12 protein-coding genes are annotated in these 13858 nt (G+C 54.3%); 9 read left to right on the top strand and 3 right to left on the bottom strand.

Annotated elements, in window-relative coordinates; all coding sequences use genetic code 11:
* Positions 1 to 88: 88 nt before the first annotated feature.
* Entirely contained in the window at positions 89 to 1918 is a 1830-nt protein-coding gene (gene recQ, locus JQ822_RS22475; protein WP_213135333.1) for an ATP-dependent DNA helicase RecQ, read from the top strand.
* Between the two features lie 63 nt (positions 1919 to 1981).
* The gene (gene rhtC, locus JQ822_RS22470; RefSeq protein WP_096758919.1) at positions 1982 to 2602 is read left to right on the top strand and encodes a threonine export protein RhtC; all 621 of its coding nucleotides are present in this window, start codon (positions 1982 to 1984) and stop codon (positions 2600 to 2602) included.
* 45 nt (positions 2603 to 2647) lie between these two features.
* Here rhtC and rhtB read toward each other — a convergent pair whose 3' ends face one another.
* A complete protein-coding gene (gene rhtB / locus JQ822_RS22465) occupies positions 2648 to 3268 on the bottom strand; it encodes a homoserine/homoserine lactone efflux protein (RefSeq protein WP_135323720.1) in 621 nt (206 codons plus the stop codon).
* 110 nt (positions 3269 to 3378) lie between these two features.
* On the opposite strand from rhtB, the gene pldB reads away from it, so the two are divergent.
* The 3 genes from pldB to JQ822_RS22450 all read left to right on the top strand — a co-directional run bounded on the left by pldB (position 3379) and on the right by JQ822_RS22450 (position 6185).
* The gene (gene pldB / locus JQ822_RS22460) at positions 3379 to 4395 is read left to right on the top strand and encodes a lysophospholipase L2 (protein WP_213135332.1); all 1017 of its coding nucleotides are present in this window, start codon (positions 3379 to 3381) and stop codon (positions 4393 to 4395) included.
* A gap of 14 nt (positions 4396 to 4409) precedes the next feature.
* Positions 4410 to 5210, top strand: a complete 801-nt coding sequence (gene yigL, locus JQ822_RS22455; RefSeq protein ID WP_213135331.1) for a sugar/pyridoxal phosphate phosphatase YigL — start codon at positions 4410 to 4412, stop codon at positions 5208 to 5210.
* 75 nt (positions 5211 to 5285) lie between these two features.
* Positions 5286 to 6185: a carboxylate/amino acid/amine transporter gene (locus JQ822_RS22450; protein ID WP_213135330.1), complete on the top strand. Its 900-nt coding sequence runs from the start codon at positions 5286 to 5288 to the stop codon at positions 6183 to 6185.
* Here the strand turns inward: JQ822_RS22450 and metR are convergent.
* The gene (gene metR / locus JQ822_RS22445; protein WP_213135329.1) at positions 6073 to 7026 is read right to left on the bottom strand and encodes an HTH-type transcriptional regulator MetR; all 954 of its coding nucleotides are present in this window, start codon (positions 7024 to 7026) and stop codon (positions 6073 to 6075) included. The two genes, JQ822_RS22450 and metR, sit on opposite strands and share 113 nt — an antisense overlap.
* Before the next feature lie 248 nt (positions 7027 to 7274).
* Between metR and metE the strand changes: the two genes are divergently transcribed.
* The gene (gene metE, locus JQ822_RS22440; protein WP_213135328.1) at positions 7275 to 9536 is read left to right on the top strand and encodes a 5-methyltetrahydropteroyltriglutamate--homocysteine S-methyltransferase; all 2262 of its coding nucleotides are present in this window, start codon (positions 7275 to 7277) and stop codon (positions 9534 to 9536) included.
* 55 nt (positions 9537 to 9591) lie between these two features.
* Here the strand turns inward: metE and JQ822_RS22435 are convergent, their stop codons facing one another.
* Complete coding sequence (locus JQ822_RS22435; RefSeq protein ID WP_213135327.1) at positions 9592 to 10401, bottom strand: dienelactone hydrolase family protein; 810 nt, start codon at positions 10399 to 10401, stop codon at positions 9592 to 9594.
* Positions 10402 to 10667: 266 nt separating this feature from the next.
* Here JQ822_RS22435 and udp point away from each other — a divergent pair, with 266 nt between their 5' ends.
* From udp to ubiE, 3 genes are all read left to right on the top strand, one after another.
* A complete protein-coding gene (gene udp / locus JQ822_RS22430; RefSeq protein ID WP_003828923.1) occupies positions 10668 to 11429 on the top strand; it encodes a uridine phosphorylase in 762 nt (253 codons plus the stop codon).
* A gap of 140 nt (positions 11430 to 11569) precedes the next feature.
* Positions 11570 to 13000 carry a DNA recombination protein RmuC gene (gene rmuC, locus JQ822_RS22425; RefSeq protein WP_213135326.1) on the top strand — a complete coding sequence of 477 codons (1431 nt, stop codon included), beginning with the start codon at positions 11570 to 11572 and terminating at the stop codon, positions 12998 to 13000.
* 94 nt (positions 13001 to 13094) lie between these two features.
* A complete protein-coding gene (gene ubiE, locus JQ822_RS22420; protein ID WP_096758910.1) occupies positions 13095 to 13850 on the top strand; it encodes a bifunctional demethylmenaquinone methyltransferase/2-methoxy-6-polyprenyl-1,4-benzoquinol methylase UbiE in 756 nt (251 codons plus the stop codon).
* Positions 13851 to 13858: the final 8 nt, after the last annotated feature.

The raw sequence follows: 13858 nt of genomic DNA, 5'->3' as shown, positions 1-13858 counted from the left end.
TCGGCATTGAGAGTATTTTAATCATTGCAGTTTCTCTCTCAGGCGCTGAAAATAGCGCCTGTTTTTATTTAAGGTTAACGGGGTTAATGTGGCGCAGGCGGAAGTGTTGAATCTGGAAATGGGCGCCAAACAGGTTTTGCAGGAAACCTTTGGCTACCAACAGTTTCGCCCTGGTCAGGAAGAAATCATCGACACCGTGATCTCTGGCCGCGACTGCCTGGTCGTTATGCCAACCGGTGGTGGTAAATCCCTCTGTTATCAAATTCCCGCATTATTGCTGAACGGCCTCACCGTTGTCGTTTCGCCACTGATTTCCCTGATGAAAGACCAGGTCGATCAGCTGCTGGCAAACGGCGTGGCGGCGGCGTGCCTGAACTCTACCCAGAGTCGTGAACAGCAGCAAGAGGTGATGGCGGGCTGTCGCAGCGGGCAAATCCGCCTGCTGTACATTGCACCCGAGCGCCTGATGCTGGATAACTTCCTTGAAAATCTGGCGCACTGGAATCCGGTACTGCTGGCGGTTGATGAAGCGCACTGTATTTCCCAGTGGGGGCATGATTTCCGCCCGGAATATGCCGCGCTGGGCCAGCTGCGTCAACGCTTCCCCGCACTGCCGTTTGTGGCACTCACGGCCACCGCCGATGACACCACCCGGCTGGATATCGTCCGTTTGCTTGGGCTTAACGATCCCCTCATTCAGATCAGCAGCTTCGACCGCCCGAATATTCGCTACATGCTGATGGAGAAGTTTAAGCCGCTCGATCAGCTGATGCGCTACGTACAAGAACAGCGCGGCAAGTCCGGCATTATTTACTGTAACAGCCGCGCGAAGGTTGAGGACACAGCAGCACGCCTGCAAAGTCGCGGCATCAGCGCTGGGGCGTATCATGCCGGACTGGAAAACAGCGTGCGCGCCGACGTACAAGAGAAATTCCAGCGTGACGATCTGCAAATCGTTGTCGCGACCGTGGCTTTTGGTATGGGAATTAACAAACCCAACGTGCGCTTCGTGGTGCATTTTGATATCCCGCGTAACATTGAGTCCTACTATCAGGAAACCGGGCGTGCCGGGCGTGATGGCCTGCCTGCAGAAGCGATGCTGTTTTACGATCCGGCAGATATGGCGTGGTTACGCCGTTGTCTCGAAGAGAAACCCGCCGGACAACTGCTGGATATCGAGCGTCATAAGCTCAACGCGATGGGGGCCTTTGCCGAGGCGCAAACCTGTCGCCGTCTGGTGCTGCTGAACTATTTTGGCGAAGGTCGTCAGGAGCCGTGCGGTAACTGCGATATTTGTCTCGACCCGCCAAAACAGTACGACGGATTAATGGATGCGCGTAAAGCGCTGTCGACGATTTACCGCGTTAACCAACGTTTTGGTATGGGCTATGTCGTCGAGGTTCTGCGTGGGGCAAATAACCAGCGTATTCGTGAGATGGCCCATGACAAACTGCCGGTCTATGGCATAGGTCGTGAACAGAGCCACGAGCATTGGGTCAGCGTAATTCGCCAGCTTATTCATCTCGGGCTGGTCACGCAGAATATTGCCCACCACTCCGCGTTACAGTTAACCGAAGCTGCTCGCCCGGTACTGCGCGGTGACGTTCCGCTACAGCTTGCCGTACCGCGTATTGTGGCGCTGAAACCGCGCGCAATGCAGAAATCCTTTGGCGGCAACTACGATCGCAAGCTGTTCGCCAAATTGCGTAAGCTGCGTAAAGCCATTGCCGATGAAGAGAATATCCCGCCATATGTGGTTTTCAACGACGCCACGCTGATAGAAATGGCCGAGCAAATGCCGGTTTCACCGAGCGAAATGCTGAGCGTCAACGGCGTGGGAATGCGTAAACTTGAGCGTTTTGGCAAAGAGTTTATGGCACTTATCCGCGCACATGTTGACGGTGACGACGAAGAGTAGTCAGCCAGGCAAAAAAGTGCCAGGATGGTGACTCTCTGAACTATTCCCCCGCGAGTCATTTATATGTTAACGCTATTTTTTACCGTTGCGTTGGTACACATCGTAGCGCTGATGAGTCCTGGCCCCGATTTTTTCTTTGTCTCTCAAACGGCGGTGAGCCGTTCGCGCAAAGAGGCAATGATGGGCGTGCTGGGCATTACCTGCGGCGTCATGGTCTGGGCGGGCGTGGCGCTGCTCGGCCTGCATCTGATCATCGAAAAAATGGCCTGGCTGCACACCATTATTATGGTTGGCGGTGGTCTGTATCTGTGCTGGATGGGGTATCAGATGCTGCGCGGTGCGTTTAAAAAACAGGACGTTGCAGCACCCGCGCCGCAGGTTGAACTGGCGCAGAGCGGACGCAGTTTTTTAAAAGGTCTGCTGACCAATCTGGCGAACCCTAAAGCCATTATCTATTTTGGCTCCGTCTTCTCGCTGTTTGTCGGCGACAACGTCGGTACCGCTGCCCGTTGGGGCATTTTCGCGCTGATTATCGTTGAGACGCTGGCCTGGTTTACCGTGGTTGCCAGCCTGTTTGCGCTGCCGAAAATGCGTCGTGGCTATCAACGTCTGGCGAAGTGGATTGACGGTTTTGCCGGCGCGCTGTTCGCGGGTTTCGGTATTCACCTGATTATTTCGCGCTGATTTTCCTGTGGGCCGGATGCGCGGCAGCGACATCCGGCACCGTCATCAGGCATGCCGTGCCGATGCCAGCAGGGCGCCTATCAGCATAAACAGCGAACCAAACACTTTGTTCAGGGCTTTCATTTGTTTTGGCCCCTTAATCCAGCCAGCAATGCGGGTGGCCAGCGTCGCGTAACCGATCATCACAATAATATCGACCACGATGGTGGTGACACCCAGCACTACATACTGCATCAACTGCGGCTCCTGCGGCATGATGAACTGCGGGAACAGGGCAGCGAGAAACACAATGCTCTTCGGATTGGTCAGGTTGACGAATACCGCGCGTTTGAACAGACGGCTGCGTGATTGCGTATTTGCCATGGTGTTCAGGTCGATGGCTCCCGCCGCGCGCCATTGCTGAATACCTAGCCAGATCAGATAGGCCGCCCCTGCCCACTTCAGCACCTCAAAGGCGATCACCGAACGTGAAAATAGCGTTCCCAGCCCTACGCCGACCAGCACGATATGAATGCCAAGCCCGGTCTGCAAACCGGCAATTGACGCAGTTGCTCCCCGATAGCCATGGCTGATGGCGGTTGTCATGGTGTTGATCGCCCCTGAGCCTGGCGACAAGCTCAAAACAATGGACGTCAGCAAGTAAGCGAACCACCATTCAAAGGTCATGAGAAACTCCCGAATTGTCTATTTTTATGCCACAATACGCTACTGCCGTTAGGTTTTGTCAGAGACGGCGAAAAAAACGATTTTACTTGGTCAGCGAGGCTGGATACCCGATGTTTCAGCAGCAAAAAGACTGGGAAACAAGAGAAAACGCGTTTGCCGCTTTTTCCATGGGGCCACTGACAGATTTCTGGCATCAGCGGGAAGAAGCAGAATTCACCGGCGTAGATGATGTTCCCGTACGCTTTGTTCGCTTTCGTGCAGAAAAAAACGATCGCGTCATTGTTGTCTGTCCCGGGCGCATAGAAAGCTACGTAAAATACGCTGAACTGGCGTATGACCTGTTTTATTCTGGTTTTGACGTGCTCATTATCGACCACCGTGGCCAGGGGCGTTCCGGGCGTATGCTGTCGGACCCACATCGCGGTCATGTGGATAACTTTAATGACTATGTCGACGATTTGACCGCCTTCTGGCAGCAGGAAGTGCAGCCTGGTCCGTGGAGAAAACGCTATATACTGGCGCATTCCATGGGTGGGGCCATCGCCACGCTGTTCCTGCAACGCCACCCTAATCAGTGTGATGCTATTGCTCTCAGCGCCCCGATGTTTGGGATCGTGATGCGCTTTCCCGACTGGATGGTGCGCCACATTCTTGACTGGGCAGAAGGGCATCCGCGTATTCGTGAAGGTTATGCGATGGGAACCGGGCGCTGGCGGGCGCTGCCATTCGGGATGAATTCGCTAACGCATAGCCGGCAGCGCTATCGGCGTAACCTGCGCTTCTATGCGGATGATCCGAAGCTGCGAGTCGGCGGGCCAACCTATCACTGGGTGCGTGAAGGCATTCTGGCGGGTGAGCAGGTGCTGGCTGGGGCGGGAGATGACGCGACCCCGACATTGCTTATTCAGGCTGAAGAAGAGCGTGTGGTGGATAACCGCATGCACCATCGTTTTTGTGAACTCCGCGCCGCAGCGGGCCATCCTGTAGAAGGGGGTCAGCCGCTGGTCATCAAAGGCGCGTACCATGAGATCCTTTTTGAAAAGGACGCAATGCGCTCAGTCGCGCTCAACGCCATTGTTGAATTTTTCGACAGGCATAACACATCCAGCGGACACCGCTTTGCTTAGAGGTTTAATTTTTTATGTATCAGGTAGTTGCATCTGATTTAGACGGTACGCTGCTTTCCCCCGACCATACCCTGTCCCCTTATGCCAAAGAGACGTTGAAACTGCTGACGGCTCGCGGCGTTAACTTTGTATTTGCGACCGGCCGTCATCATATCGATGTGGGGCAAATTCGCGACAACCTCGGCATTAAGTCCTACATGATCACCTCCAACGGTGCGCGTGTGCATGATACTGATGGGAATCTTGTGTTCTCCCATAACCTGGATCGCGACATTGCCAGCGATCTGTTTGGCGTGGTGAATGCGAACCCGGACATCGTGACCAATGTTTATCGCGAGGATGAGTGGTTTATGAACCGCCATCGTCCGGATGAAATGCGTTTCTTCAAAGAAGCGGTGTTTAACTACTCGCTGTTCGAGCCCGCGTTGCTGGAGCCGGAAGGTGTCAGTAAAGTGTTTTTCACCACCGATTCTCACGAAACCCTGCTGCCGTTGGAGCAGGCGATCAACGCCCGTTGGGGCGATCGTGTGAACGTCAGCTTCTCCACGCTGACCTGTCTGGAAGTTATGGCGGGCGGTGTGTCGAAAGGCCATGCTCTGGAGGCGGTGGCAAAAGCGATGGGCTTTAGCCTGAAAGACTGTATCGCTTTTGGTGACGGGATGAACGACGCGGAAATGCTCTCGATGGCAGGAAAAGGCTGCATCATGGGCAACGCGCACCAGCGTCTGAAGGATCTGCATCCTGAGCTGGAAGTGATTGGCCTCAATGCCGACGATGCTGTGCCGCACTATCTGCGCGATCTCTTTTTAAAGTAATTGTTCTTTAGTTGACCAGTTGTCAACTAAACTCTTCGCTACAATGGGTGACCCTTTTGTTCAGAGACATCCATTGTGGCGCTACTCATCATTACCACTATTTTGTGGGCCTTTTCTTTTAGCCTGTTTGGCGAGTACCTTGCCGGTCATGTCGATAGCTATTTTGCGGTGCTGGTGCGCGTTGGACTGGCGGCGCTGGTCTTCCTGCCTTTTCTGCGTACCCGCGGGCATAATGTAAAAACCATTGGCTTGTACATGCTGGTGGGGGCCATGCAGCTTGGCATCATGTATATGCTGAGTTTCCGCGCTTATCTGTATCTGACGGTTTCTGAGTTGCTGTTATTTACCGTCCTGACGCCGCTCTATATCACGCTGATTTATGACCTGATGAGCAGACGCCGTTTACGCTGGAGCTACGCGTTTAGCGCGCTGTTGGCGGTGATCGGCGCAGGGATTATTCGTTACGATCAGGTGACCAGCCATTTCTGGACCGGCCTGCTGCTGGTACAGCTTTCCAATATTAGTTTTGCCATCGGTATGGTGGGCTATAAGCGTCTGATGGAAACCCGCCCAATGCCGCAGCACAACGCGTTTGCCTGGTTTTATATGGGGGCGTTGCTGGTAGCGATCGTTGCCTGGTTTATATTAGGGAATGCGCAAAAAATGCCTGAAACTACGCTGCAGTGGGGGATTCTGGTGTTCCTCGGCGTGGCGGCATCGGGCATTGGTTACTTTATGTGGAACTACGGCGCAACGCAGGTGGATGCGGGCACGCTGGGTATCATGAACAATATGCATGTGCCTGCGGGGCTGTTGGTTAACCTGGCCATCTGGCACCAGCAGCCTCACTGGCCAAGCTTCATCATTGGTGCGGCTGTGATAGTGGCCTCACTGTGGGTACATCGAAAGTGGGTCGCTCCGCACTCCGCACAAACGGCAGGTGATCGCAGGCGTGATTCCGCGCTGAGCGAATAAACGCTTCCGTGACCGGCTGACGCTGTTCGCCATCGCGCACAGCGGCGTACAGTCGGCTCCACAATCCATCACCCAGGGTTTTGGTGACCACCAGACCCTGGCGTTCAAAACTCTCTACCACCCAGTGCGGCAGGGCTGCAATGCCCATTCTGGCTGCTACCATCTGGATCAGCAGCAGGGTGTTATCCACGCTCTTCAGCGACGGGCTAACGCCAGCAGGCTGCAGGAAATTCCGCCAGACATCCAGTCGGCTGCGCTGTACCGGATAAATCAGCAGGGTTTCGCTGGCTAAATCTTCCGGTGTTACCTGCGTTTTACTGGCTAGCGGGTGATCGGGCGCCAGTACCAGACGAACTTCAAAATCGAACATCGGTGAATAGTGCAGCCCGCTGCGTGGCAGAATGTCGGATGTCATCACCAGGTCCAGCTCATCCTGTTGCAGAGCAGGTTGCGGATCGAACGTCACGCCAGATTTAAAATCCATCTCTACCTGTGGCCAATTAGCACGGAAATTTTCCAGCGCGGGCGTCAGCCACTGAATACAACTGTGGCATTCAATCGCGATGCGCAGTCGGGTTTGCTGCGGTTCATTGCATGCCTGAAGCGCGCGACCGATTTGTGGCAATACCTGGTTTGCCAGTTGCAGCAAAATTTCGCCCTGTGGCGTAAAGCGCAGCGGCTGGCTTTTACGCACAAATAGACGAAAGCCGAGGCGTTGTTCCAGATCGCTGAACTGGTGAGACAGGGCGGATTGGGTCTGATGCAACGTCGCTGCAGCGCCTGCCAGCGAACCACTGTTCCGCAACGCCTGTAGCGTTTTCAGATGCTTAATCTCGATCATGAAAGTCCTTCACTTCGGCATGAATAAATTGCGCTTGAGGATTATACAGTACCTGCCAATTATAGATGTGTAAACATCTGGACGTCCAAAACTCGTCATATTTCGACTTGCAGATGCGTTGGCTTCCTCGCTTACCCCAGTCACTTACTTCAGTAAGCTCCTGGGGATGCGCTGTGTCGCCGCCTTCCTGCAAGCCGAACTATTTAGAGTTTTTGCTTCAGATTCAATAAAATAAGAGAGGAAGAAAAATGACAATATTGAATCACACCCTCGGTTTCCCTCGCGTTGGCCTGCGTCGCGAGCTGAAGAAAGCGCAAGAAAACTACTGGGCAGGTAACGCCTCTCGTGAAGAATTACTGGCAACGGGTCGCGAGCTGCGTGCCCGTCACTGGGATCAGCAAAAACAGGCTGGCGTTGACCTGCTGCCGGTGGGCGATTTTGCCTGGTACGATCACGTGCTGACCACCAGTCTGCTGCTGGGTAACGTCCCGGCCCGTCATCAGAACAAAGATGGTTCCGTCGATATTGACACCTTATTCCGCATTGGCCGTGGTCGTGCACCGACCGGTGAACCGGCGGCGGCGGCAGAAATGACCAAATGGTTTAACACCAACTATCACTACATGGTGCCGGAGTTCACTAAAGGCCAGCAGTTCAAACTGACCTGGACTCAGTTGCTGGATGAAGTGGACGAAGCGCTGGCGCTTGGCCACAAAGTGAAGCCTGTGCTGCTGGGACCGGTAACCTACCTGTGGCTGGGCAAAGTGAAGGGCGAACAATTTGATCGCCTGAGCCTGCTAAACGACATTCTGCCGGTTTACCAACAGGTGCTGGCAGAGCTGGCAAAGCGTGGCATTGAGTGGGTTCAGATTGATGAACCGGCGCTGGTGCTGGAGCTGCCCCAGACATGGCTGAACGCCTTTAAACCAGCGTATGACGCGCTCACCGGTCAGGTGAAGCTGCTGCTGACCACCTATTTCGAAGGCGTCACGCCGAACCTGGATACCATCACCGCGCTGCCAGTGCAGGGCCTGCACGTAGACTTCGTTCACGGTAAGGATGACGTCGACGAGCTGCACAAGCGCCTGCCAGCCGACTGGCTGCTCTCTGCGGGTTTGATTAACGGGCGTAACGTCTGGCGTGCCGATTTGACCGAGAAATATGCACAAATTAAGGGGATTGTCGGCAAACGTGCGCTGTGGGTAGCCTCTTCCTGTTCTCTGCTGCACAGCCCGATCGATCTGAGTGTCGAAACTCGCCTCGATGCGGAAGTAAAAAGTTGGTTCGCCTTCGCCCTGCAAAAATGCGGCGAGCTGGCACTGCTGCGCGATGCGCTGAACAGCGGTGAAACCGCCGCGATTACCGAATGGAGCGCCCCGATTCAGGCTCGTCGCCATTCTACCCGCGTACACAATGCGGCAGTCGAAAAACGGCTGGCGGCGATCACCGCGCAGGATAGCCAGCGTACCAACGCTTATCCGGAACGCGCGAGAGCGCAACGTGCCCGCTTTAATCTGCCTGCGTGGCCAACGACGACTATTGGATCCTTCCCGCAAACCACGGAAATTCGCGGCCTGCGTCTGGACTTCAAAAAAGGCAACCTGGATGCGGGTAACTACCGCACCGGTATTGCGGAGCACATCAAGCAGGCGATTGTTGAGCAGGAACGTCTGGGTCTTGACGTGCTGGTACACGGCGAAGCCGAGCGTAATGACATGGTGGAATACTTTGGCGAGCATCTGGACGGCTTCGTCTTTACCCAGAACGGTTGGGTGCAAAGCTACGGTTCTCGCTGCGTGAAGCCGCCGGTGGTGATTGGCGACGTCAGCCGCCCGCAAGCGATCACCGTGGAGTGGGCGAAATACGCACAGTCGCTGACCGACAAACCAGTAAAAGGTATGCTGACCGGCCCGGTGACCATTCTTTGCTGGTCGTTCCCGCGTGAAGATGTGACCCGTGAAACCATCGCCAAACAGATTGCGCTGGCGCTGCGTGACGAAGTGGCGGATCTGGAAGCGGCGGGTATCGGCATTATCCAGATCGACGAACCGGCACTGCGCGAAGGTTTGCCGCTGCGCCGCAGCGACTGGGCGGCGTATCTGGCCTGGGGGGTGGAAGCCTTCCGTATCAATGCTGCGGTGGCGAAGGATGAAACCCAGATCCACACCCACATGTGTTATTGCGAGTTTAACGACATTATGGATTCCATCGCTGCACTGGACGCGGATGTGATCACCATCGAAACCTCGCGTTCCGACATGGAGCTGCTGGAATCGTTCGAAGAGTTCGACTATCCGAACGAAATCGGGCCGGGCGTGTATGACATTCACTCGCCGAACGTCCCAAGCGTGGAGTGGATTGAAGCCCTGCTGAAGAAAGCGGAGCAGCGTATTCCGGCGGAGCGTCTGTGGGTCAACCCGGACTGCGGCCTGAAAACCCGCGGCTGGCCGGAAACCCGCGCTGCGCTGGCAAATATGGTCAAAGCAGCGCAGAATCTGCGTCAGGCGTAAAAACAAAAACGGAGGCTAATGCCTCCGTTTTGATGATCGGTTTGCCGGGCAATAATTATTTCTTCCCGCCATACTGCACGAACCACGCCAGCATTCTCTGCCAGCCGTCTTTTGCGGATTCCTCGTGATAGCTCGGGCGATAATCGGCGTTAAACGCGTGTCCGGCATCGGGGTAGACCACGATTTCCGTTTTGGCGTTCGCCGCGCGCAGTGCCTGGCGCATCGTCTCGACGGTCTCCTGTGGAATACTGGTGTCCTGAGCGCCATACAGCCCCAAAACAGGGGCGTTAAGATCGGTGGCGATATCGACGGGATGTTTGGGGGAGTTCAGCGTTTTGTCTCCGACCAGTTTGCCGTACCACGCCACAGCCGCTTTTAGCTGCGGATTATGCGCGGCATACAGCCAGGTGATGCGCCCGCCCCAGCAAAAACCAGTGATCATCAGCCGATGCGCGTCACCGCCGTTGCGCGAGGCCCAACTGGCGACGTGGTCCAGATCGGCCAGCACCTGAGAGTCCGGAACTTTTGCCACCAGACCGCTTAGCAACGTTGAAATATCGGCAAAATCATTCGGATCGCCAGTGCGGAAGTACAGCTCTGGTGCGACAGCCAGATACCCTTCCAGCGCCAGGCGACGGCAAACATCACGGATGTGTTCATGAACGCCAAAAATTTCTTGTACGACGATAACAACCGGTAGCGGACCCTCGCTCTGTTTCGGGCGTGCATGATACGCCGGCATATCATCGCCTTGAGACGGAATCGACGTTATACCCGCGATGATTTCGTTATCCGGGGTGTGAACTGCCGTAGCAGCAGGTGGGGATACAGCAGGTGCAAAGCCAGATTGTCGTGTTGTTGCCATGGTATTCTCCGTACCCTTAAGTATTTAGCCAAATAGCGCATCGTTAACTATAGACGCGTGCAACGAACCACATTGCCTTAAACGGTCTATCTTTTGTGCAAGGCTTGCCTGTATCGAGTTATTAATGTGATTTGTGTCACTATTTGACGGTAAGTTAATGCAATTGATTTACATCATAGTGATGGCTGTCACGAAAATATGTTCATGCCTTCGGTAAAGTATGTTTTTGCTTCTTCTGACAAAACCGATTCACAGAGGAGTTTTTTATGTCTAAGTCTGATGTTTTTCATCTCGGCCTCACTAAGAACGATTTACAAGGGGCTACGCTTGCTATCGTCCCTGGCGACCCGGAGCGTGTGGAAAAGATCGCCGCGCTGATGGATAAGCCGGTTAAGCTGGCATCTCATCGCGAGTTCACTACCTGGCGTGCTGAACTGGATGGTAAAGCAGTGATCGTTTGTTCTACCGGTATCGGTGGCCCGTCCACCTCTATTGCTGTAGAAGAACTGGCGCAACTGGGCATTCGTACCTTCCTGCGTATCGGTACGACCGGTGCTATTCAGCCGCATATCAATGTTGGCGACGTGCTGGTTACCACCGCGTCTGTTCGTCTGGATGGGGCGAGCCTGCACTTTGCACCGATGGAATTCCCGGCGGTTGCCGATTTCGAATGCACCACCGCGCTGGTGGAAGCAGCGAAATCTATCGGCGCCACCACCCACGTGGGCGTTACCGCCTCTTCTGATACCTTCTATCCAGGCCAGGAACGTTATGACACCTTCTCTGGTCGCGTAGTGAGCCGTTTCAAAGGCTCGATGGAAGAATGGCAGTCCATGGGCGTAATGAACTATGAAATGGAATCCGCTACGCTGCTGACCATGTGCGCAAGCCAGGGTCTGCGTGCCGGTATGGTTGCAGGTGTTATCGTCAACCGTACTCAGCAAGAGATTCCGAATGCAGAAACCATGAAGCAAACGGAAAGCCACGCAGTGAAAATCGTAGTAGAAGCAGCGCGTCGCCTGCTGTAATTCTCTCTTCTTTAAGAAAAGGCCGACGCGTTCGGCCTTTTTATTTTGCGTAGTACCTCGCAGGAAATTCCTTTTAAACTGGACGTTTATACAGCACAATTCTATTTTGTGCGGGTAAGTCGTTGCTGTAAGGGGGCGTAGTGGATATTTCGATAATGATAAGTGCCGTCGTGGCGTTAGCTGCAGGGCTGCTCGTGGGCTGGCTGGCGACAAAAGCGCGAGCCGACCAAATCCGCGCAGATCTTATCGAAGAACGGCGTGAACTGGATATTGCGCTAAGCGCTGCTCGTCAACAGCTGGCGCAGGAAGCCCACTGGCGTGAAGAGTGCGAGCTACTCAACAATGAACTCCGCAGCCTGCACAGCATTAATACCTCTCTGGAGGCCGATCTCCGGGAAGTCACTACACGGCTCGAAGCGACGCAACAGCATGCGGAAGAGAAAATCCGCCAGATGATCAACAGCGAACAGCGCCTGAGTGAGCAGTTTGAAAATCTGGCGAACCGTATTTTTGAGCACAGCAATCGCCGTGTTGATGAGCAAAACCGTCAAAGCCTGAATAGCCTGCTGACCCCCCTGCGTGAACAGCTGGACGGTTTTCGCCGTCAGGTGCAGGATAGCTTTGGCAAAGAGGCGCAAGAGCGTCATACCCTGGCGCACGAAATTCGTAATCTCCAGCAGTTGAACGCGCAGATGGCACAGGAAGCGGTTAATCTGACGCGGGCGCTGAAAGGCGATAACAAAACCCAGGGTAACTGGGGAGAAGTCGTCCTCACGCGGGTACTGGAGGCTTCCGGTCTGCGTGAAGGCTATGAATACGAAACCCAGGTCAGTATCGAAAACGACGCCCGTTCGCGGATGCAGCCGGATGTTATAGTCCGGCTACCGCAGGGAAAAGATGTGGTGATCGACGCGAAAATGACGCTGATCGCCTATGAGCGCTATTTTAACGCAGAAGATGACTACACCCGCGAAAGTGCGTTGCAGGAGCACATTGCTTCCGTGCGTAACCATATTCGTCTTCTGGGCCGTAAAGACTACCAGCAGCTTCCGGGGTTACGTACGCTTGACTATGTGCTGATGTTTATCCCCGTTGAGCCCGCATTTTTGCTGGCGCTGGACAGACAGCCCGAACTGATTACCGAAGCGCTCAGAAATAACATTATGCTGGTGAGCCCCACTACGCTGTTAGTGGCATTGCGCACCATCGCAAATTTGTGGCGCTATGAACATCAGAGCCGTAACGCGCAACAAATTGCGGACCGGGCCAGCAAGCTTTATGACAAGATGCGATTGTTTGTCGATGATATGTCGGCGATTGGCCAGAGTTTGGACAAGGCACAGGATAACTATCGTCAGGCGATGAAAAAGCTCTCTTCGGGGCGCGGAAACGTTCTGGCGCAGGCAGAAGCGTTCCGTGGATTAGGCGTTGAAATTAAGCGCGAGATTAACCCTGAACTGGTTGAACAAGCCACGGCTCAGGATGAAGAGTTTCGCTTACGTTCGGTCCCGGAGGCGCAACAAGACAAGACTTACCCCGATGAAGAGGCGGTAAATCAGCAATCAAACTAGCCCATTTGGGGTAGTGTAACCCGGCAGAAGGGTAGGGCAAATTGCCCCAATCTGTTACACTTCTCGAACATTTTTTGGATGAGCAGGCACTGAGATGGTGGATAATTCACAAGAAACGACGCACTTTGGCTTTCAGACCGTCGCTAAAGAGCAGAAAGCTGACATGGTGGCCCACGTTTTTCATTCTGTGGCGTCTAAATATGACGTTATGAATGACTTAATGTCATTTGGCATTCATCGTTTGTGGAAGCGCTTCACCATTGACTGCAGTGGCGTGCGCCGCGGACAGACGGTCCTGGATTTAGCCGGCGGTACGGGCGATCTGACGGCGAAGTTTTCTCGTATGGTGGGTGAAACCGGGAAAGTTGTTCTGGCGGACATCAATGACTCAATGCTCAAAATGGGTCGCGAAAAGCTGCGCAACATTGGCGTAATTGGCAACGTCGAGTACGTCCAGGCGAATGCGGAAGCACTGCCGTTCCCGGACAATACTTTTGACTGCATTACCATTTCGTTCGGCCTGCGTAACGTTACGGATAAAGACAAAGCGCTGCGTTCCATGTATCGCGTGCTGAAGCCAGGCGGACGTTTACTGGTGCTGGAATTCTCCAAGCCGATTATTGAACCGCTGAGCAAAGCGTATGACGCATATTCTTTCCACATTCTGCCGCGTATTGGTTCAATGGTGGCAAGCGATGCAGATAGTTACCGCTATCTGGCGGAGTCCATCCGCATGCATCCCGATCAGGACACGTTAAAAGCAATGATGCAAGATGCCGGGTTTGAAAGCGTTGATTACTACAACCTGACGGCGGGTGTTGTTGCGCTGCATCGTGGTTACAAGTTCTGACAGGAGAT

The sequence above is a fragment of the Citrobacter sp. FP75 genome (assembly GCF_018342065.1).
Classification (GTDB): Bacteria; Pseudomonadota; Gammaproteobacteria; order Enterobacterales; family Enterobacteriaceae; genus Citrobacter.
Note: the sequence above shows the minus strand (reverse complement) of the source record. Positions and strands in the feature narration are given on the sequence as shown.